We start from the raw sequence: 22066 nt of genomic DNA, 5'->3' as shown, positions 1-22066 counted from the left end.
ATGACAGAATATTTTCAGGTAGGCGTAATTGCCTCAACACACGGACTTAAGGGCGAAGTAAACGTATTCCCCACAACTCAGGACCCGGAGAGATTCCTTGATCTTGAAAAGGTTATTCTCGATACAGGCCGCGAGGGGAAAAAGGAACTCACTATAGAGAGAGTCCGTTTTAACAAGAAATTTGTAATTGTAAAATTTAAAGAGTTTAATGACATAAATGAAGTTGAGCGCTTCAGACATAGAGAACTCATTGTTCGAAGAGAGGATGCCATACCGCTTGAAGAGGGTGAGTACTATCTGGCTGACCTTGAAGGAATGAAGGTTGTAGACGAGGATGGTAAAGAACTCGGAATCGTAAAGCAGGTAATACAGACAGGCGCAAACGATGTTTATGAAATGGAGCGCAGCGATGCCGGGGACGGAGCTGATACCGTCATGATCCCCGGAATCAGGGAGTGCGTGAAAAATATTGATATTGATAATAAAGTCATGACAATACATGTAATGGACGGGCTGTTTGACTAAAAGGGATATGTGATATATCTGAAGGATGAAAGATGTTTGGGGTGTTGACTAATTTAATCGGATGGGGGCTCATAATCAATCTGATAGTCTCAATAATTGCTTTTATTATTGATGGTAAGGCGGCAAAGGAGACAAATAGCAGAAGAAATGCTGCTATTAGCACATGGTTCATAGTAAGTATTGTGCTTTTTGTTATAGCTGCCGGCTTATGCGCATTACTTCTTTTATTAACTATAGCGATTGTGAGTAGCATGTGATTATGGACGATAGAAAATATTTCAAGGCATTAGTGACTGTTCTTGTTACAGGAACAGTACTGACGTCCGCTCATATGATTTATATATACTACGCTTATATTCATTCATCGATCATATATTTTATTTCAAGGGAGATCTGGCCATGAGAAAATATATGACATTGATTCTTGCTATTTTGTTTTTCATTGCAATAAACGGCTTTCTCTTTTTTACGATTACGAGACGAACAGGAAATAATTATAGCGGTGCAACCCGGATAAAAATGATCGATGTAGGAGCATTTCTTCCTTTTGAGGAGGATTCGAAGCTCGCAAGGACAGGATCTTCATTACATTTTTCAGAGAATGATGATCTTCCGGTACTTGATGGGGCTGCTGCATTGGTTCCTGTATATGCATCGGTTATAGACAACTGTTATCCTTCAGGTTCTGTTACATATGAAGGAGGCGAATTCTCTGACGACAATTATTATGGTGAGAATTTTGCAGAAGATAGCGTAATGCAATATCAGAATACCATAAGGGGCTTCAACGCCGTGGTAGATGGTAGTGTTGATCTGTTTTTTACTGCGCATCCTTCCGCAGACCAGATGGAATATGCCAGGGGAAAAGGCGTTGAGCTGGAGATAGTTCCTGTAGGGCGCGAAGCATTTGTGTTCTTTGTTAACAGTAAGAATCCCGTAGAAGGGCTTACTGCAGATCAGATACGAAAAATATACAAAAGTGAATTAACCAATTGGAATGAAGTTGGCGGGCCGGATAAACTTATTAATCCGATGACAAGAATTAAGGGCTCCGGAAGTCAGACCATGATGGATAAATTCATGGGAGGGGAAACGCAGACAAAGAGGAGTCCTTTCGCTATCTTTGGTGGAGCTATAGGATACTCATTTCGATACTATCTGTCGGGAATGGTTGCAAATAAAAATGTGAAGATGATATCCGTGGACGGAATTTATCCTGATGCTGAAAATATTCAAAATGGATCATATCCTTTATCTGCTGAGTTTTATGTGGTTTACCGTAAGGATAATCAAAATGAGAATATCGGCAAAATCGTCAACTGGCTATTAACAGATGAAGGTCAGACAATGATAGAGGCTTGCGGCTATGTGACAATAAAATAAAAAAAGTATAAAGAAATAAAATATTTACTGAAAATTTCCCTACATCAAGTATAATAATATTTGTTGAAGGGGAAGATACATATGGAAGGACTAGAGAGCATTAAACTTAATGCCGTTTTCTGTTCCTGCGCAATTTTTACATGCGCTTTCTTCTTGTGTAAAAAAACGGATCATAATGATGAATAAACGCTTTATGGAAAGATAGTTGACGTCTTTTTGTAAGGCGTTTTTGATTTATGAGGAAAGGGGAACAAATTATGAAAAGGAGAATAATAAGCTCAATAATTGCAACATTATTGGCAGCAACTATGCTGTTAAACATTATAGGGTGCGGCAATAGTAAAACAGATGAAAAGGATAATGCAGAGGCTATAGAAGAAAACTTACAGGATGAGCAGGAAGAAATATCTGATGCACAGGCTGAGCTGTCTGAAGAACCTGTGGAATCTGAGCAGATGGCCAACGACAATGAAAATGAAGAGCTTGAATCAGGTGATCTTCTGGTGGAAACACAGGAATCAGAGCAGACAACAGAAAATGAAGAAGTGAAGTTTGCAGCAATGTCTAATTCTGACTATGTATCAATAATAGATGCCCTGAGAGAGACAGAGCCTGTTTCTCCATCCAATGCTGACATCTTGTCTGAAATGTGCGATTGTGTGAGCTTTGCGCGTATTCTTGGCGATGAGAACAGGATTTTTTCTGAAATGGATGATAGGGATAAGTTTTCACTTCGCTTTCAGATTATAAATAGTGTTCTTTATGGGCAATCTCAATCATATGAAGATATTGTTGAAAAAATAAATGATGAGACAGTAATTCCATTAGAAAAAGTGAAAGAATTGTTTCAGGAATACTATGGAGAAGAGAACTTTGTACCTTACGAGTACGAGCGCGTTGAGGATGGATATTATTATCCTCTGTTTGCAGATGGAGAGGGATGGCAGATAATATCAAGTAAGCAGTATTTCGAAGATGATGATTATATTCTTATATCAGGCCCCGGCTTCTATGAGAGCAATGGCGGTGATGAGGGATATTTGGGATATGCGGATATACTCTTAAAAAAGAATCCAGATAGCAGGTTAGGAGTGACATTACTATGCGGAAGATATCGTGATCATAATATTGGTGTTTCTTCAGTAGAAACATCTTCTGAACTTCCAAAATCCGGAGACAAGACATATTCGGGAGAAAATCTTGTGGATGGTGATCCTTCAACTGTATGGGCTGAGGGTGTTCCGGGAACAGGCGAAGGTGAGACCATAGTGCTTCATCTTGATGAAAAACAGCCTGTATGCGGAGTTCTTATCTGTAACGGTTATACTGCAGGCTATGAGGAATATACAAATAATGGTATGTTAACTGAGGTTTCGGTGGACTTTGGTGATGGAAATGTAGTAACTGAAAGCATGATGGAAGGCTATGCATATGAGAACTTTTCTGCAGAAAATTTAGCAGAAATTAATCGCACAAGGATTGGGCTTGAAGAACCTGTAGTTACGGACACGATAGTTATAACTGTCACAGGCGCAAAGGCAGGGACAAAGTATGATGACACCTGCGTTAGTGAGGTACTCGTGTATTAAATACGGATGAGGGGGTAAAATGAAAAAGAATTATATAAAAAATATATTATCAATAATCGTTATCACAACAATGTTGCTTAGTACAGCAGCATGCAGCAGCACTGTCAAAGGAGAAACAGGAAGCTCCGGCACAATAGATGGACCTTCAACAGAAATGAAATCTGAAGAACAGGAGTCCCAAAACGGGGATGCATCCGCTGAACAAGGCGATACAGATGAGGGCAATCAGGCTTCAGAGGACAGTAAGAATGAAAACGACAGTAGCACCGAAAATGACAGTGCGACATCTGAAGATGAACAGACAAATGATGTACAGTCAGAGGATGAGCTCTCTACAGATGAAGAGCTGAAAGATGAAGAACAGACAGATGAAAAATCAGATGATGAACTGGCAAAAGATGACAGTAAAGATACTGAAGAAGTAGATTTTGATCTGTACAAGGCTTTAGTTGGCTGGGAGTTTGAACTTGCACCTACTACAAATAATGAGAGTGGTAACAGAACATATATTGACTTTGAGGAAGGCGGTAAATTTAGTGGTTCTTTCATAAGAGAGGATGATTCGTCAGCTGATAGTGAGGATTACCCATCCGGTGGAGATGGTTTATTTACCGGTAAACTGGGTGACTGCGAGATGGTTGATGAATATACCTGGAAGGCTACTATTGAGGAAATTGACTATGACGTAGCTTCGGGAACTGCGGAAGAATATTCAACTGCAAAGGGACTTGAAGGATATGATAAAGGCGCTTTGGATATTACTTTTCATCTGCCCGGAAAAAATGTGGATGATTTGCCAAGTGATGTAGCCTCGGAGATTTTTGGAAATGATTTTGGAGCCTTCGTGGGAACCGATATGGACTGGGTGTTCGACACGCCGCAGGATTTACCGTTTTATTGCATGTCAACTTCTGATGGATGCTTCGCGGGAATCAATAAAAGTGCGAAGAATGCTCTTTATATTATCAATAGGGAGAAGTTCCCGGGCGTTGTGAACCAGGAGATGAAAATCAATTCAGATGGTACATATTACTGTGTTGACAGTGATGAAAAAGGCAAAGTCAAAATAATAAATACATGCTTTGAATACGACGGATTTTCTGTGGATGTTAAAAGGTGCATAAAAGAGATATATGGTGACCTCGATACTGAATATATCACAGTTTATGGTGACGGTGGCGAAAATGATACAGATGACTGGATTTATAAGCCTGAATATCATTGGATAAATGGTGAACTGACCAAGTATGCTACCTGGAGTGTTGGGGATGATGATTACGTATATTATAGTGGAAGATTCACAATTACGTACATCAACAATAACAGATACGCCTTTGCCTACATAATTGAAAATCATGGATCGAGTGAGGTTATGGACGGAGAGGTGGCTGCTTTTGCTCTCGGTAGTCTTAGCTTTTCAGGAAGAAAAGAAGATATATCCTGTGCAGGAGGAACAGAGGGCGCTCCATATAAAAGAGAGCTTATTAGTTGTAAGCCGGGAACAGGAAGAACTATTAAAGGCGACTATGTAGAGTTTGTAACTGAGGAGGATACAGAAGAAATAGAAAAGTACGGACTTGATCCGAACGATTTTACTAATGATTATCAAATTGGCGGATATGATAATAATTACGAAGATTTTGAAGTTGCAGAGGATTGTCCGATATATGTTCAGTATGCTTCTGACGGTATGCACAGATATCTCACACTTGAAGAGTTCAATAAATATCTGACGAGATACGAATTTGAAGATGGAATTCTTATGAACATAGTATTGGATAAAGACGGAACCGTTGTACTTATCAAGGAACCTTATACACCTTAATTTGGAAAGTGAGGGAATCTACATGAAAAAATCATTTGGAAGAATTGTAGCCGTTTCACTGAGTCTGTTTGCATTATGCGCTTGCGGAAATAAAAGTAGTAACGAACAACCCGTAACAGAGCATGTGACAAAAGTAATAGAAGAATCCCGGGTGGCTTTGAAAGAATCGCCGGCTTCTATTTCCCAGATTGTTCAGAAGGAAAGCGAAGGCAAGATCGACTTAACTGAATTAAAAGAACGGGAATATTACGGGATTTTTGTTGCAGCATACAAGACCAGGGAAGAATGTGCCAAAACAGAAGCAGAACTTGAAAAAGCAGGCTTTATTTTTAATCCTGTAGTTTATACACCGGATTTTTCAAAGCTTAATCCTGAGCCTTATTATGCAGTCTGCGCGGATTTATGTGTATCAAAAGAACAGGCAGACAAAACACTTGCTGATATTAAAAAGGCCGGTTTTAAAGATGCTTATGTAAAGGCTGCAGGCACATATATTGGTGATACATTCTGGTATATGAGATACGGTAATGAGGATATTGAAGTAACTGATGATTACGTTATATTCCATGATGTTAATGTTTCGATACCATATAACACATATGATGATGAAGCTCTTACAATGGATATTAAAGTTGGGCAGGATGCAGAGTTTGACAAGTCTGCAAACACATCAAACTTTGGCTTGTACAACGAGGGTGACACACCGTATTTATGGATAACCAGAAACTATAATCTTATGCAGTATGACCCTGATGAATATGTGATAAAAGGTAATGCTTTATCCGGTATATTTGAAGTTTCTTTTGATGAAACAGGCGTATCGAAGTATTATGGTATTTACTGGTGGGATTAAAAGAAGGAGAAATGAATGAAGAATAGAGACATTAAAAAAATGAAATTATTACCTGTTACAATTTTCCTTTTGGGAAGTATGTTGTTTTCAGGTTGCAGCAGTAATGCGAGTGCAAGTAAAACAGATGAGACTAATGACAATGTAGAAGCTAACACTGAAGCTGTTGAGCAGACTGCAGCAGAAAATGATACTGATGCGAAGGACTCTGATGTAACGGTGGATGAAAGCGATGCGAAGACAGATGAGACCACTGCAGAAGCAAATGAAGGTACAACTGAAGCACAGGAAACAGATGCTTCTGAAAATACCGATGGAGTATTTGAGAATAATACAGACACAACAGCAGCCAATGCTGAAGGATTATCAGATGTTTCACTTGGTGAATTTGTAGATGAAGCAGGTTCTTCAGAAAAGGCAGAGATCTCTGAAGCCGATAAAGCTGAGATGACGGAGACACTGATTAAAAAGGTGGCTGATGAAGCAAAAGTTACACAGCAGGATGTAAGACATTATCTGGTGGATGATTTTGATGGAGACGGAAAAATCGAAGGCTTCATGTTTGTAGGTGAAGAGCCGGTTGATGAATGGAGCGGCTATTCCGGAACAATATGGTTTGTGGGTGATTCTGAGTGCAAACAGATTCATGATGAATTTGAATATGTAACATATGATGATGGGAGCATTTTCCGTACTCTTGAAGGTGGGGATAAGAAATTTGCAGCCTTCAGCGATATGTATACTACAGCTGCCGTTACCAATATTTTCTATGTCGACGGAGCAGACTGTAAGGAATCTGCTGTATCAAGAATCGGGTCTGCATATATTGATGAGGAAACAGGCGACCTTATTATAACTATCAGTGCTTACGACAGTATGTGCGACTATGAGGCAGGCTCCGATGAGCCCATGTGGACCGGACATACCTGGAAACCATATTATTTTTACTATAATAAGGGTGCAGGAGATTTTGCTGAATATGGTGCTAAAGAAATAACAAGGGAAGAATTAAAGAGTATATGCGGTTCTGATATCGCTGCAGTTTTGGAGAGCGAAGGATATGAGATTGGCCAGATTATTGAAAGAGATAACGGAATAATCAATATCAATTATTCACAGACGACTGTAAATGCAGATGGCTCAAAGAGTATTGATTATAAGAATGCAACCTATGATCAGCGCTACCATGATTTTGTAAATGCCTGGGGCGATGGTGAAACAGGAATCTTTTCATCTGACTTTGGAGGAACATATTATATCAACTGACATTTACTTAAGATAATTGGGATAACGATACTGCAGAAACTATAATTGGTGTAATTCTTTAAGTGATATATGAGGGGAAATCATGAAAAAGGAATATTTTAAATCATTATTGCTGGTATCTGTTTGTGCAGCGCTGATTATGCCGGGATTTATGGTTTTAGGGGCAAACAGACAAGATGAAGAGATAAAGGCCTACGCTGATTTTTTGGCTGATTACATGGATCATCCTGCAGTAAGCACTTTATACAAAGATGACTTTGAAGAGACAGATGAGCCTGTAGATAAGAGCAGTGTGTGTTTCGAGCTTATTTATCTTGATGATGATGATGTATGCGAGCTCGCAGTTGCCAATGGTGATTGTCCATGGAATCCGGTACATGTTTTCAGTTTTTTGGATGGAAAAGTTGAACACTGCGGTGAGTATTCCATGTACGGACTGATGTATTATTCTCCGAAAAAAAGCTATGTGCTTCCGATGTATTATTTCCCGGCAATGGAAACGGATATCGAGATATACGGAACAAAAAAGACGATTACTTTTAAACCCGGTGAAGATGAAAAATACTTTTTGAAACTTTTTGACAGTAAAGCTGTTCTGCTTTCTGATGTCAGGGATATGGAAGCTGAGCTAATCCGTATGAAGGAAACTGCTCCGATAGGAATAACTCCTCTCGGGGCTCCGATTTCTGACGATTCATATTTGAAGGAAGGAGAGTCAAAAATCGAAGGCGATTACGGAAATGAGCTTCCCGGAATATGGTATAGGTACACAGAGGATTCTTATTTTCCTACATGGATAGAAGTCGATACAAATGGCATCTTTACAGCATATGATTTTGATGGCTTAATCGCTGCAACAGGTTATGTTCACTATTATGGTGATTCACCCATTTTGAGAAACGGATATATCTATAATTTCAAGTCTTCTGACGGGGCTGAATATATGGATTTTGAAATGGCGCCTGTAAAGGGCTACGGATATATGCTTGATTATTGTGGGACTATTTACTATAAGAATCCGGAGAAATGGGACGAAATAAGCGCTTCTCAGAATGATGGAGCTGATATTTCCTATGAAAATAACACCATAACCATTGAAGGGAAAACTTTTGATATAAGTGATTATGTTCCTGAATGTAATTCTGTAACCTGTTATACGGAAGCCGGGGACTGGATTGTGGTTCAGGGATATATAGAGCCTCAAAAAAACGTTTATGAGTTCTACAATGTTTACAGCAGGAATTTTGAATATGAGATAATTGCGCAGGATCTCGACTGGTGGGAGGAAGATATCGCAACCACCGTGTATCTTGCGGATAATGCCATATATGATATTTTCGGAAATATGTTCGCGTGGGCAGATGTGGATGAGGATATATGGTATGTCACCTGTAAGAATGACCATACTGTAAAGGTCAGATGCCAGCAGAAATCGGATGAACTTGGAACTACATATTTCAGGGATATTGAACATCAAAACTATGACCATGCGATGTTTGATTATTATGCAGCAGTAGTTTCAGATGAGGACTCTGCATGGAAGAACTTTGAAAATCAGGCTCCCGAAGGTGCGTATGGCTTTATAATGCAGAATCCTCCGGCACGTTTCCTTGAAAACGAAAAGTTTGTAAATGCAATAAGAAAAAACAGGGCAAAATGGGATGCCGGCAGTTACGCTGCGGAAACAGTTATTTATGTATCGCTTTGTGATGGTGAGAAGATTCGCCTTGAATCAAATGAATTAAATGAAAAGGGGGTTATTAAGTATAGCAGCGATGACTACAAATTGGACAAAGGTGAGCTTGCCCAATTCGGAGTTACAGCAATTTCGGAAGCATATCCCCTTGATAATATTATGATTAGCACTGATGGAGTCAGGGAATATATTTATCCCATAGAGCAGTTAAGTGGGGAACACGTACAGAGGAGTGAGTTCCTGACTAAATAGTGTTATAATAAAAAATACTCAAAAAATTAATACACAAATTATTATTACCGGGAGGAATATACTAATGGTTGATTATACAGAAGGAGCAGGATATCAGTACCATATTCATCTTAAGGAAGGGGATGTGGGAAGATACGTTATTCTGCCCGGAGATCCTGGCAGATGTGAGAAAATAGCGGCTTATTTTGATGATGCAAAGCAGGTTGCCTACAATCGTGAATATAATACTTATACAGGATATCTTGACGGTGAGAAGGTAAGTGTGGTTTCTACAGGAATAGGCGGTGCTTCAGCTTCAATTGCAATTGAAGAACTGCATAAAATCGGCGCTGACACTTTTATCAGAGTCGGTACCTGTGGGGGAATGCAGCTTGATGTAGTCGGAGGAGATCTTATAGTAGTTAATGGCGCTATAAGGGCAGAAGGGACATCAAAGGAGTATGCTCCGATCGAATATCCTGCAGTAGCAACTTTTGAGGTGACTGATGCTCTGAAAAGGTCTGCAGAGGAGCTTGGCTTCAGACACCATGTTGGAGTTGTTCAGTGTAAGGACGCATTCTACGGTCAGCATGAGCCTGAGACAAAGCCGGTATTCTATGAGCTCCAGAACAAGTGGGAAGCATGGAAGAGATGCGGCTGCCTGGGCTCAGAGATGGAATCATCAACACTTTTCATAGTCGGACAGTGGCTTAGGGCAAGAACAGGCGCTATAATGCTTACTGTAGCAAATCAGGAGAGAGCGAAGGCAGGTCTTGATAATCCGCAGGCTCACGATACGGATTCTGCGATCAAGGTTGCGATTTCTGCCATAAGGAAACTTATAGCTGAGGATAAGAAGACAAAATAATAATCAAAAAATAAATACGAAGGAAGGCAGATAAGAATATCTGCATTAGGATTTTTTTTAATGAAAACATATGACGAATTAGTAGAGCTTGCTCTTGAAGCAAGACAGATGGCATACACACCCTACAGTCATTTTAAGGTGGGTGCCGCACTTATGACAAAGGAGGGAAAGGTCTACAAGGGATGTAACATAGAAAATGCGTCCTACACACCAACCAACTGTGCAGAGCGTACAGCATTTTTCAAGGCAATCAGCGAAGGAGAAAAAGAATTTTCTGCGCTTGCCATAGTCGGAGGATTTGAAGATCAGGAAGAACTTGAGCTTTGTTCACCCTGTGGTGTATGCCGTCAGGTAATCCGCGAATTTTGTGACGATGACTTTAAAATCATCCTCCTCACAAACCAGAAAAACGGGGCAAATGAATACAAGGTATATGACCTTACAGAAATCCTGCCTCTAAGCTTTGGTCCGGTCGATATGCATATTAAGCCCAGAACAAATATAAAGTAAAAAGCCTTGACGCCAGCTTGATTTGTGTGCTAAACTCATGTAGTTGCGAAAATGACGGTCCTCTGGTACGACATAATTAAAAATGTATTTAAGAACGTCCATTTATATAGTATAGGAGAAAGCAAATGAACACAATCATTGCAGAAATCGAGAAGGAGCAGCTTAACGAGAACGCTCCCGAGTTCAACACTGGTGACACAGTTCGTGTCTACAACAAGATCAAGGAAGGAAACCGTGAGAGAGTACAGGTTTTCGAAGGAACTGTTAAGAAGATTCAGGGTGGTTCAAACCGCACAACTTTCACAGTTCGTAAGATCTCAAACGGCGTAGGCGTTGAGAAGACATGGCCTCTTCACTCTCCTCTTGTAGAGAAGGTTGAAGTTGTGAGAATGGGTAAGGTTAGAAGAGCTAAGCTTAACTACCTTAAGGGCCTCACAGGTAAGAAGGCAAAGGTCAAGGAAAAGGTTCGCTAAGAATGATTTCTTTGGTAAGGGCAGTTACTTTACAGTAATTGCCCTTTTTGTCTATTTAATTAAAAAATACGTAGGATACGTTTAGTCATAGGAGTTTCCATGTATCGTAAAAAGAAAAGATACCAGTCAATGTTTCAGGAAAAGAAAAAGACAGTTACACCGGAACTTGTGAGAGAACTGCTCTCATGGCTCTTTTATACTGTTATTGCGGTGTTTGTTGCTTTTGTTCTCGTTTTATCATTTGGAAAAAGAGTAAGGGTTATAGGAGACTCTATGGAAACCGCGCTGTACAACGGCCAGAGTGTGCTTGTAAACAGAATAGTGTACAGACTGACATCTCCAAAGAAAAATGATGTTATCGTATTTCTTCCTAACGGCAATGAGAAATCACACTATTATGTAAAGAGGGTTGTGGCTGTGCCCGGTGAGAAGGTTCAAATTGTTGACGGTAATCTTGTTGTCAATGGTGAAACTGTCGTCACCGAGAGCGGTAAATATGATAAAATGGAAGAGGCAGGAATCGCAGAAAACGAGATTACTTTGGGTAACGGAGAGTTCTTTGTTCTCGGCGATAACAGAAACAGCAGTGAGGATAGCAGAAGTGCCAATATAGGCATAGTTAAGACTGCTACCATTGCGGGGAAGGCATGGTTTTCCTACGGATCTAAGGAAGGCAAGACCGGCCTTATAGAATAATAAAGGTAGAGAATATGAATAATTATCAGTGGTATCCCGGTCATATGACCAAAGCAATGCGTATGATGCAGGAAAATATACGTATGGTTGACCTCATCATTGAGCTTACAGATGCCAGAATACCCATGTCAGGTAGAAATCCTGACATAGATAAGCTTGGAGCAAATAAATCCAGGCTTGTAATTTTAAATAAAGCGGATCTTGCAGATCCTAATATCAGTAAGGAATGGGTTGAGTATTTTACCAATACCGGAGCCAGAGTTATGGAAATGAATTCCAAGACAGGCTCTCAGGTGAGACAGGTTCTTGATCAGGTAACTGAGAGCTGTCGCGAGAAAATAGAACGGGATAAAAAAAGGGGTATAGTAAACAGACCAATAAGGGCTATGGTAGCAGGTATTCCCAATGTGGGAAAATCCACCTTTATCAACAGAATTTCCGGTAAGGCAGCTGCCAAAACCGGTAATAAGCCCGGTGTTACCAAAGGAAAACAATGGATAATGCTTGGGAAAAACTTACAGCTCCTTGATACTCCGGGTGTCTTATGGCCCAAGTTTGAGGATGAGACAGTGGGTCTTCATCTGGCACTTATAGGCTCCATGAATGATGAAAATCTGGATAAGGGCGAGCTGGCAGTCAGTCTTATCAGAATTCTTGAGGAGTGGTATCCGGGCACACTTGCTGAGAAGTACGGAGTTACACAAGAGCAGAAACTCCTCTATGAAGAGGACCCTTATGAAACTCCCGAGTCATCTATTCTGACGGCGATTGCCGATAACAGAAAGCTTATTAAACAAGGGGGCAAGGCAGACATAGACAGAGCCTGCATGCAGCTTTTGGATGACTTTAGAAACGGGAGACTTGGAAAAATTTCGTTGGAGAGACCGATATGAATAAGATGAAAGATTTTTTACAAAGTGCAGGAAGTACTATTCTTACAATCTTAATTGTTGTTGTAGCAACCTGGTGCTTTATGAAGTTTGTAGCTCAGAGAACTGATGTTGATGGTGAATCTATGATGTATACGCTGCATGACAGAGATGTTCTTATGGCGGATAAGATTACCTACAGATTTTCGGATCCCAAGCGTTTTGATATTGTAATTTTTCCATATCCTCAGGATCCAAGTGAATACTTTATAAAGCGAGTTATCGGACTCCCGGGGGAGACTGTACAAATCGATTACGACGGAAATATTTACATTAATGGTGAGATTCTTGAGGAGCATTACGGAGCAGAGATAATCCAGAATCCCGGAAGAGCTGCGGAACCCATAACACTTGGCGAGGACGAGTATTTTGTTATGGGAGATAACAGAAACTACAGTATGGATTCCAGAGAACCCAGTGTTGGTAATATCAAGGGATCTGATATTATCGGAAGAACCTGGCTCAGAATATATCCCTTCTCAACCTTTGGAATAATAGATAAGAATAAGGAAAATACTAAAAATGACTGAGAAAATCGGGGATATTAAGCTGGAGCTTCAGGGGGCTCTGGGAATTGAGGATTATCAGCTTTTTTGCAAGAAGCACGAAGATGACACAAGAGCAGGAGTAATCAAGCTCGTAGAATCTGCAAAAAAGCATATTACTGTAATTGAAAATGAAAAAAAACGACTCTATGAAATGCGTACATACGAGAGGCTTCATGCAGATAAAAAATATATCTGCGGTATAGATGAAGTCGGTAGGGGGCCGCTTGCGGGACCTGTTTACGCCGCTGCGGTAATTCTCCCTGCGGATGCTGAGATTCTTTATATAAATGATTCCAAGAAATTATCCGAAAAAAAGAGAGAAGAGCTTTATCGCGAGATTTATGATAAGGCAATATCTGTTGGAATAGGATTCAGTGATCATAACAGAATTGATGAGATAAATATTTTACAGGCAACATATGAGGCTATGGCTAAGGCTGTCAGCAATTTGTCAGTTAAACCGGATGTTCTTCTGATTGATGCTGTTCATATTCCTCAGCTCGAGGAGTATAAGCAGGAATCCATTATAAAAGGTGACGCTAAGAGTGTTTCGATTGCAGCTGCCAGCATAATTGCCAAGGTTACCAGGGATCATCTTATGGCAGAACTGGACGATAAGTATCCCGGTTATGGCTTTGCTCATAACAAGGGCTATGGAAGCGCCGACCATATAGAGGCACTTAAGAAAAACGGCCCCTGTGAGATACATAGAAGGTCTTTTATTAAGAACTTTATATAGAATTTGTATAAAAGAATAAGACACTATTTATATATAAAGAATAGGATATAATTTATGCCTTCCCCCTTTAGGGGGCGCTCAACGTCCAGGGGACGTTGGCTTAGCGCGGACCGAAGCGGAGCGAAGAAGGTGTCAGCGAAGCTGACGGATGAGGGTATTCATATACCTTAGGAAAGTGAGCCTGCATGAGTATCATTCAAAATTTGACCTCCAACAGACCTGTGGTACAGGTCGATGGACGAATTATAAAGCAGAATGCCTCAGAATCGCAGGAATCTTTGCGCTCTTTGGAGACCGGTGAGAGACTTTCCGGCAAGATTATTTCCATGACAGATGAGGGCGGTGTAAAAAATGCTCAGATAAGGCTCGGAGATGATATGGTTATATCCGCCAAGCTGCAGGATGGAATGAATCTTAGGGAGGGGCAGGTTGTTTCCTTCGAAGTTCGCGGAGTATCTAATCAGATAACTCTTACACCTCTTTATGAGAATACAGCAGTAGATCCGACTACTTTAAAGGCCCTGAATGCCGCAGGAATTGAGGTTAATCAGGATACTGTAAACATGGTTAAGAGCATGATGGAAAACGGAATGGGAATTGATAAGAATTCCCTGAATACCATGCATGACATCATAAATTCTCATCCAAATACTGATGCCTCGACTCTGGTTCAGATGAAGGCTCTCGATATTCCCATTAACGAACAAAATGTACTTCAGTTTGAAAGCTACAAAAATTATGAGCATCAGGTTGTCGAAACTATGAATTCAATTATGGATGACCTGCCTGAGGCTTATAACCAGCTTGTCCAAAATGGTGAGGGAAAAGCTGCAAATGACCTTTATGGAGGTATTTTGGATATGCTCTCAAAGGGAGCAGAGCAGATGGAACAGATGACTGTCGGCAAAGAAACAGCAGTGATTCCTGAAGGCAATATGGCTAATCCTGAGGTGGCAAATACAAATACTTCCAATACTGGCACCATAGTTATGCAGGAACAGGGCATGGAAACAGGAGAAGCTAATACTAATGCAGCAGTTGAAGCTGAAACAGTAAAAGCTGAAGCGGAGACAGGTGATACGCTTCTAAAAGCCACTGAAGCAGGTGATAATACATTGGAAAAAGTGAATCCTGAAGCAGCTGATAATTCTGAGGCAAAGATAAATCCTGAAACCGGTGAAAAAGTTGCGGTTAAGGATATGCCTGAAACTACTGAAAATGCTGTACTTAAAGGAAGTCCTGAAGCTGCAGAGGGTGCTCAGAAAGGTGCCTCCTTACATGGAGAACCTATTCAGGGACAGGCGCCAAAAGCAGAAGCACCTACAATTACACTTAGCAATAACTTTGCAAATATAATAAAGGAGCTTAATACAAATACAGGAACTGCAGGCCCCCAGATGCAAAAGCTTATAGCACAGCTCCAGTCTGATAGTCCTGCAAAGATAGATCAGACAGCTCTTCTGAAGGAACTTGCAGAAGCTTATACTTCATCAGCACATTCCTCAGAGGGTGCTGAGAAAGCCTTTACAAAGCTTTTCGGGAACAACGAATACAATAAGCTTATGAAGAGTATAATGCAGGATGAATGGCTTCTGAAACCGGATGATGTCAGTGTAAAGGAGAATGTTCAAAACCTGTATGAGCGTCTTAATGCTCAGGCAAAACAGCTCACACAGCAGCTGACTACAGCTCTTGGATCGGATAGTAAGGTTGCCCAGAGTGCGGCTAATTTACAGAATAATATAGATTTCATGAATCAGCTTAATCAGATGTTTCATTATGTCCAGCTTCCGCTTAAAATGGCTGATCAGGAAGCTCATGGCGACCTTTATGTTTACTCTAACGGTAAGCGCAAATTTGAACCCGGTGATACGGTAAGTGCCATTTTACATCTTGATATGGATAACCTCGGTCCTCTGGATGTATACGTGAAAATGAAGGATAACAACGTTAAGACAAACTTCTATGTAGCTGATGAATCTGTAATTGATCTTATCGCTGAGCATATAGATGAATTGTCGGACAGACTAAACAAACGCGGTTACAACATGGAGGCAAGAATGATGCTTCACACGGATCAGGATACAGATAGTGAGGATCCTCCGGTAGAGGCAATACTTGATGCCAAGAAAACTGCTTTTCTTTCTATGACATCTTTCGACGCAAGAGCATAAGAGGCGAATAACTGTTGTACATACACTTTCAGGTGGGGACAGAATATGGCAGAGTTAAACAAAGAAAAGGGAAAAGCTAAGGATGGTAAGCCAAAGCAGGCGATAGCTCTTGCATATGATCCCAATGAAGACGGAGCGCCCCGCGTCATAGCAAGTGGCCAGGGACTTGTGGCAGAGAAAATCATTGATGCTGCAAAGGAACAGGACATCCCGATTCATGAGGACAGCAAGCTGGCAGATACTCTTTCCAAGCTGGAAATCGGCGAGATGATTCCGCCGGAACTCTACGAGGTTGTGGCAGAAATCCTGGTATTCGTAGATGCTATGGACAAAATCCGTGCTAAAGAGAAGAACATATTAAAGTAAAACAAGAGTATTTAGATAAATATAATATAAAGCATATTTAAATAATGCCTTCCCCTTGGGGGGCGCAAATCGTCCAGGGGACGATTGTTCTGCGCGGACCGAAGCGGAGCGAAGACAGGTGTCAGCGAAGCTGACGGATGAGGGGATATTAAGAAGATGATGGTATATATTAATGAATAAGCGACAAATAGGTACCTACTACGAAAATCTCGCCTCCGAATACCTTTCTGAAAACGGCGCCAAAATAATCTGCCGAAACTTCAGAAGTAAGTCAGGTGAAATAGATATTGTAGCAAAAGATGATAAATATATTTGTTTTATAGAAGTAAAATACAGAACAGGTACACGCTTTGGGGAGGCGGAGGAAGCGGTTGATTATCGCAAACAAAGGATAATCTGCCGCGTTTCTGATTTTTACCGTAAGAGGTTTGGCATAAGTGAATATCAGCCAATAAGATACGATGTTGTTGCTATAATGGTTGACGAAACATCAATGGTTCATATAAGATGGCATAAAAATGCTTTTTCATACATTCCATCAAGATAGTGGTGACATAATTCATTTTCAGGAGGATTTAAGAAGTGCAGAACGTACTGGTTTGTGATGATGATAAGGAAATAGTTGAAGCAATCGATATATATTTGAAGCAGGAAGGCATCAATGTTTTTAAGGCATATAACGGCCTTGAGGCCCTTGAAATTGTACAGAAGAATGAAATACACGCTGCGATAATCGATATAATGATGCCGGTTATGGACGGAATTCAATGTACCATGAAAATCAGGGAGCAGAGTTCAATTCCAATCATTATTCTCTCAGCAAAGTCTGAGGATGCGGATAAGATTCTAGGACTTAATATCGGAGCGGATGATTATGTAACAAAACCCTTTAATCCGCTTGAGCTTGTTGCAAGAGTCAAATCCAACCTTCGCAGATATACTCAGCTTGGAAACGCTGATAATAAAGAGGGAGATGATGAGTTTGTTTTCCAGGCGGGAGGACTTGTGCTTAACGATAATTCCAAATCCGTTACTGTGGACGGAGAAGAGGTTAAGTTAACGAAAATTGAATATAACATTCTTATGTTCCTTCTTAAAAACAAGGGAAAGGTATTTTCAATAAATCAGATATATGAAAACATCTGGAATGAAAATGCCGTATCTGTTGATAATACCGTAGCGGTACATATCAGACATATAAGAGAAAAAATTGAGATTGATCCTAAAAATCCTAAATATCTGAAAGTTGTATGGGGCGTAGGCTACAAGATTGATACTGAGGATTGATCATGGTAGAAAAATTTTTGAAGCATAAGACAATGTCCTGGATCAGCAGATACATCTTAAGGATATTCCTGCATATATGTATAGCAATTGTATTTGCACTGATCTTATATATATATAAAGGGTCTTCCTTCATGGGCTCGGATGGTCATGTTTACAATCTTCAAAATGAAGACAGTGAATTATCTTACTCGGATTCGGGACTTTTTAATGAGATACTTAAGGACAATTTAAGAAAGGTGGTAGAGCTATCCGCCTATCAGACTCTTTTTGAAACAGATGGTGCATATGATGGCAATAAAAGCATTGATGTAACTGCTTTCATAAACAGAAACAGTGCTCTTCAGTCAGACTATATTACCGCGGTTTATCCTGTATCCAACCTTATCAAGTGGTCACAGAACGGCTTTGAGTATGAGGATGTCAATTTTACTGCCTCAGAGAGCAAGAATTATCTTTCGTCGACAACGGTTTATACACACCTTAAAAAAAATAATGTAGAAGGTGGAATGAATGCGTTCCTGAATTCACAGCTTGATAATAATACCGTTCGAACTAATGTGAAGGAAGCAGATAAGGACGGAGCAGGCTTTCATACGGTTCTGGTTCCAAGATACAAGACGGTTTACAATGAAAATATTGAGGATATAGTATCAGATTGGGATGAGTATAATGAGCTGTGTGGCAATATAACTGAGACTGCATCTACAATGGCAGCTTGTTATGAACGCTACATGGAATATGCGGATAAGTACTCTTTTTATAAAACAAATTTAAGATACTATATTACAAGAACAATTAATGCCAGAACGGAAGTGTTCACTAATGTTGACTCACTGAAGAACGGAACGAATGGCCTTAATTTGAAGGATGTTTTCAAATCCTATGGAAGATATATATATTATTGTCCCTATGATATTGAATATTCTACGAATACGCAGATTGACGAGGATACGCTAAGGCAGATTCTTGGGAATTTCCAGTATACCTATCCCGATCAGATGAAGTTCTATTTTGCTGTTGATGTTAATAAGACAGCAAATGTGGATGATTTCAAAATCGGCAAGGATGCATTCAATCGTTATATGCCTTACTATAGGCAGCTTCATATAATAATTGTATTCTTTGCGATTGTATACCTGATGGTTCTTATCCATCTTGCTATTTACGAGGGCCGAATTGAATATCACGATGGGACAGTTGGCGGAATAGAACGTATAGATATGATTCCTATCGAGCTGGTGATACTTTTTACGGCGGCAGTATTTGGGATACTTTTTGGATTATTCCAGTTTTCGGTAAATAACTATCCCTCCGTAAGCAGTAATACACTAAATATGGCGGCTTTGGCAGGTGTTCTTGCCTTTGCGGGAGATAATGCATTTGCCTATGCTTTATATAGCATCATCAGAAGAGCAAAGGCCCGATATCTCTATAAGACGTCATTGCTTAAGTATAGCGTTGAGGTAGTCCGTAAAATATTTGACAAGATGACATTGAAGCAGAATCTGTTTGTAAGGACAGTTGTGCCCTATATCTTGTCGGCTATAATTCATCTTTATCTGATACTCAGATGGAGCATAGTAGGTATTGTAATTGTTATTGTTGCTGACGTGGCAATTGCAATATATATCATAAATCTGAATAAGGATAAATTTTTAATCATTGACGCGCTTCAGAGAATAGGTAAGGGCGAGATTGATGTCAAAATAGACATAAGTAAGCTTCATGGAGCAAACACTTATATGGGTGAAGAACTTAACAAAATATCTTCATCTGTAGAAGAAGCGGTCAACCGCAGTATGAGAGATGAGAAGCTTAAGGCTGACCTGATAACAAACGTCTCACATGACATTAAGACGCCGCTCACATCAATAATTAACTATGTGGATCTTTTGAAACGTGAAAACATTGATGATCCTAAGGTTAGCGAATATATAAGAATTCTCGACAATAAGTCGCAAAGACTCCGTCAGCTGACGGATGACCTTGTTGAAGCTTCAAAGATTTCTTCGGGTAATATTACTCTGAACTTCTCAGAACTTAATTATGCTGAGTTTGTCAATCAGGTTCTCGGAGAATTTTATGAAAAGTTTGACAGCTTCGATCTGGTTCCGATATTAAAATGTGATAAGTATGATGTCTATATTCATGCGGATGCAAGGCAACTTTACAGGGTTATTGAGAATCTTCTCAATAATGTTTGCAAGTATGCGCTTCCTAACACTAGAGTTTATATGGATCTGATTGTAGTGGATTTGGATAATGACACTCATAAAGCTATTTTTTCAGTGAAAAATATTTCTAAGAACGAGCTGAACATTAAAGCCGATGAGCTGACAGAGAGATTTATCAGAGGAGATATCTCCAGAAGTACTGAAGGCTCCGGACTTGGACTGTCAATCGCCAAGAGCCTTACAACAGCCATGGGCGGAGAGTTCGAAATTATCCTTGACGGTGACCTTTTCAAAGCAAATGTCGCCTTCGAAACAGGAAAATTCAGTAACGGCAACCCTGCCTCCGAAAAAACAGACTAAAAGGCTGGACAATGTTGAAGGATAGATAATCATAAAAAACTCTGTTTAAAGGGATAGATAATCATAAAAAACTCTGTTTAAAGGGATAGATAATCATAAAAAACTCTGTTTAAAGGGATGGATAATCATAAAAAACTCTGTTTAAAGGGATAGATAATTATAAAAAACTCTGTTTAAAGGGATGGATAATCATAAAAAACTCTGTTTAAAGGGATAGATAATTATAAAAAACTCTGTTTAAAGGGATAGATAATCATAAAAAACGCCTTCCCCTTGGGGGGAAGGTGTCTGCGAAGCAGACGGATGAGGGGACTCAACCGTCTGTTTTTTATTAGTCAAACAAATCCTCAGTCTTAACACTTCTCGAATTATACTTCTTCAAAATACTATGAAGCTTCTCAGTAGGAGTAATAACATTACTTAAGGAATCATCATGATTCATGAAATCAATTATGGTCGCCATGAACTTACTCATGTCAGCTACGTGATAGTATTCTCTTTTTACAAATTCAGGATTCTGATAAATCAGGTTAGTAGTTATAAGTGCATCAAAATCGCCCTTTTCATAACCTTCATCAAAAACCTCAATACCATTGGTGAAAAGACCAAAGGTTGTGCAGATAAATACGCGCTTGGCACCCTTTTTCTTGAGCTGACGAGAGGTGTCTATCATACTGGAGCCGGAAGAAATCATATCATCAATAATGATAACGTCCTTGCCCTCAATGGAGGAACCGAGATACTCGTGAGCAACAATAGGATTTGAACCATTGACAACCTTACTGTAGTCACGTCTCTTGTAGAACATTCCTGTATCAACATTAAGAACATTTGAGAAATACACAGCTCTGTCCAAAGCACCCTCATCCGGGCTTATAACAGTGAGATGTTCCTTATCAACGGTAAGATCATCGATCTCGGAAATGAGAGCCTTCATAAACTGAGGAGAAGCCATGAAATTGTCAAAGCCGGATATAGGTGCGGCATTTGAAATTCTGGGATCGTGCGCATCAAAGGTGATGAAGTTGCTGATGCCCATTTTATAAAGCTCTGAAAACATTACAGCAGCATCAAGTGATTCGCGATTATTCTTATTGTGCTGTCTGCCTTCATAAAGAAAAGGCATGATGATATTTATTCTTCTTGCTTTACCATCGATGGCAGCGATAACTCTCTTAAGATCCTGATAGTGATCATCGGGAGAGTAGTAATTATCGTATCCGAACATTTTATAAGTCATGCTGTGATTCATGACATCCGTAAGAATGAAAACGTCCTTGCCGCGAACGGATTCACGCATCTGAGCTTTACTTTCTCCGCTCCCGAAACGCGGATTGGAGAATTTTACCCGGTAGTCATCTCTGACATAACCCTGAAAAGCGGGATCATTACCGGGAGTGTCATGTAGATCGTGTCTAAAGGATACAAGGTGTGAATTAACAAGTTCGCCAAGGTCGTGTGCGCTGTCCATTACAATGAAAGCAAGCGGTGCAACAGGCATGGATGAGTCTAACTTATGAAAATCAGGCATTTTATCTCCTAACATATATATGAATATATAGATTTTTTTACGCTAC

The 22066-nt window shown here is 40.0% G+C and carries 21 protein-coding genes; 20 read left to right on the top strand and 1 reads right to left on the bottom strand.

The window, feature by feature from the left end; genetic code table 11:
- The 20 genes from rimM (at window position 1) to G602_RS29325 (ending at window position 20489) form a co-directional block, all read left to right on the top strand.
- Complete coding sequence (gene rimM, locus G602_RS0119190; protein WP_026660436.1) at window positions 1-525, top strand: ribosome maturation factor RimM; 525 nt, start codon at window positions 1-3, stop codon at window positions 523-525.
- 41 nt (window positions 526-566) lie between these two features.
- Window positions 567-782 (top strand): hypothetical protein, encoded by a 216-nt coding sequence (locus G602_RS0119185; protein WP_155829991.1) that lies wholly within the window; start codon window positions 567-569, stop codon window positions 780-782.
- 142 nt (window positions 783-924) lie between these two features.
- Window positions 925-1908, top strand: a complete 984-nt coding sequence (locus tag G602_RS0119180) for a PstS family phosphate ABC transporter substrate-binding protein (protein ID WP_026660433.1) — start codon at window positions 925-927, stop codon at window positions 1906-1908.
- A 257-nt stretch (window positions 1909-2165) separates the two neighbouring features.
- Window positions 2166-3497, top strand: coding sequence for a discoidin domain-containing protein (locus G602_RS0119175; protein WP_026660432.1), 1332 nt, complete (start codon window positions 2166-2168; stop codon window positions 3495-3497).
- A 19-nt stretch (window positions 3498-3516) separates the two neighbouring features.
- Entirely contained in the window at window positions 3517-5322 is a 1806-nt protein-coding gene (locus G602_RS29330; protein WP_049945340.1) for a hypothetical protein, read from the top strand.
- 22 nt (window positions 5323-5344) lie between these two features.
- Entirely contained in the window at window positions 5345-6175 is an 831-nt protein-coding gene (locus tag G602_RS0119165) for an SPOR domain-containing protein (protein WP_026660431.1), read from the top strand.
- 15 nt (window positions 6176-6190) lie between these two features.
- On the top strand, window positions 6191-7438 hold the full coding sequence (locus tag G602_RS0119160; protein ID WP_026660430.1) for a hypothetical protein: 1248 nt from the start codon (window positions 6191-6193) through the stop codon (window positions 7436-7438).
- An 82-nt stretch (window positions 7439-7520) separates the two neighbouring features.
- Entirely contained in the window at window positions 7521-9386 is a 1866-nt protein-coding gene (locus G602_RS0119155) for a hypothetical protein (protein ID WP_026660429.1), read from the top strand.
- Between the two features lie 64 nt (window positions 9387-9450).
- Window positions 9451-10233 (top strand): uridine phosphorylase, encoded by a 783-nt coding sequence (gene udp / locus G602_RS0119150; protein WP_026660428.1) that lies wholly within the window; start codon window positions 9451-9453, stop codon window positions 10231-10233.
- 60 nt (window positions 10234-10293) lie between these two features.
- On the top strand, window positions 10294-10743 hold the full coding sequence (locus G602_RS0119145; protein WP_026660426.1) for a cytidine deaminase: 450 nt from the start codon (window positions 10294-10296) through the stop codon (window positions 10741-10743).
- A 125-nt stretch (window positions 10744-10868) separates the two neighbouring features.
- Entirely contained in the window at window positions 10869-11216 is a 348-nt protein-coding gene (rplS, locus tag G602_RS0119140) for a 50S ribosomal protein L19 (RefSeq protein ID WP_022760209.1), read from the top strand.
- A gap of 99 nt (window positions 11217-11315) precedes the next feature.
- Window positions 11316-11912 carry a signal peptidase I gene (gene lepB / locus G602_RS0119135; protein ID WP_044932780.1) on the top strand — a complete coding sequence of 199 codons (597 nt, stop codon included), beginning with the start codon at window positions 11316-11318 and terminating at the stop codon, window positions 11910-11912.
- 14 nt (window positions 11913-11926) lie between these two features.
- Window positions 11927-12805, top strand: a complete 879-nt coding sequence (gene ylqF / locus G602_RS0119130) for a ribosome biogenesis GTPase YlqF (RefSeq protein ID WP_026660424.1) — start codon at window positions 11927-11929, stop codon at window positions 12803-12805.
- A 5-nt stretch (window positions 12806-12810) separates the two neighbouring features.
- Window positions 12811-13371, top strand: coding sequence for a signal peptidase I (gene lepB / locus G602_RS0119125; RefSeq protein ID WP_026660423.1), 561 nt, complete (start codon window positions 12811-12813; stop codon window positions 13369-13371).
- Window positions 13364-14128, top strand: a complete 765-nt coding sequence (locus tag G602_RS0119120; RefSeq protein WP_026660422.1) for a ribonuclease HII — start codon at window positions 13364-13366, stop codon at window positions 14126-14128. The genes lepB (G602_RS0119125) and G602_RS0119120 overlap by 8 nt, the downstream gene beginning before the upstream one ends.
- Window positions 14129-14313: 185 nt before the next feature.
- Window positions 14314-16302, top strand: coding sequence for a flagellar hook-length control protein FliK (gene fliK, locus G602_RS0119115; RefSeq protein ID WP_026660421.1), 1989 nt, complete (start codon window positions 14314-14316; stop codon window positions 16300-16302).
- Between the two features lie 45 nt (window positions 16303-16347).
- Window positions 16348-16668: an EscU/YscU/HrcU family type III secretion system export apparatus switch protein gene (locus tag G602_RS0119110; protein WP_026660420.1), complete on the top strand. Its 321-nt coding sequence runs from the start codon at window positions 16348-16350 to the stop codon at window positions 16666-16668.
- A gap of 172 nt (window positions 16669-16840) precedes the next feature.
- Window positions 16841-17215 (top strand): YraN family protein, encoded by a 375-nt coding sequence (locus tag G602_RS0119105; protein ID WP_026660418.1) that lies wholly within the window; start codon window positions 16841-16843, stop codon window positions 17213-17215.
- A gap of 35 nt (window positions 17216-17250) precedes the next feature.
- Window positions 17251-17955, top strand: a complete 705-nt coding sequence (locus G602_RS0119100) for a response regulator transcription factor (protein ID WP_026660417.1) — start codon at window positions 17251-17253, stop codon at window positions 17953-17955.
- Window positions 17956-17957: 2 nt separating this feature from the next.
- Complete coding sequence (locus G602_RS29325; protein WP_049945339.1) at window positions 17958-20489, top strand: sensor histidine kinase; 2532 nt, start codon at window positions 17958-17960, stop codon at window positions 20487-20489.
- Between the two features lie 331 nt (window positions 20490-20820).
- On the opposite strand, the gene G602_RS0119090 is transcribed toward G602_RS29325, so the two are convergent.
- Window positions 20821-22020: a ribose-phosphate pyrophosphokinase gene (locus G602_RS0119090; RefSeq protein ID WP_026660416.1), complete on the bottom strand. Its 1200-nt coding sequence runs from the start codon at window positions 22018-22020 to the stop codon at window positions 20821-20823.
- Window positions 22021-22066: the final 46 nt, after the last annotated feature.

It is taken from the genome of Butyrivibrio sp. AC2005, from assembly GCF_000424145.1.
Classification (GTDB): Bacteria; Bacillota; Clostridia; order Lachnospirales; family Lachnospiraceae; genus Butyrivibrio.
The sequence above is the reverse complement of the archived record's forward strand: the minus strand, read 5'-3'. Positions and strand labels throughout refer to the sequence as shown.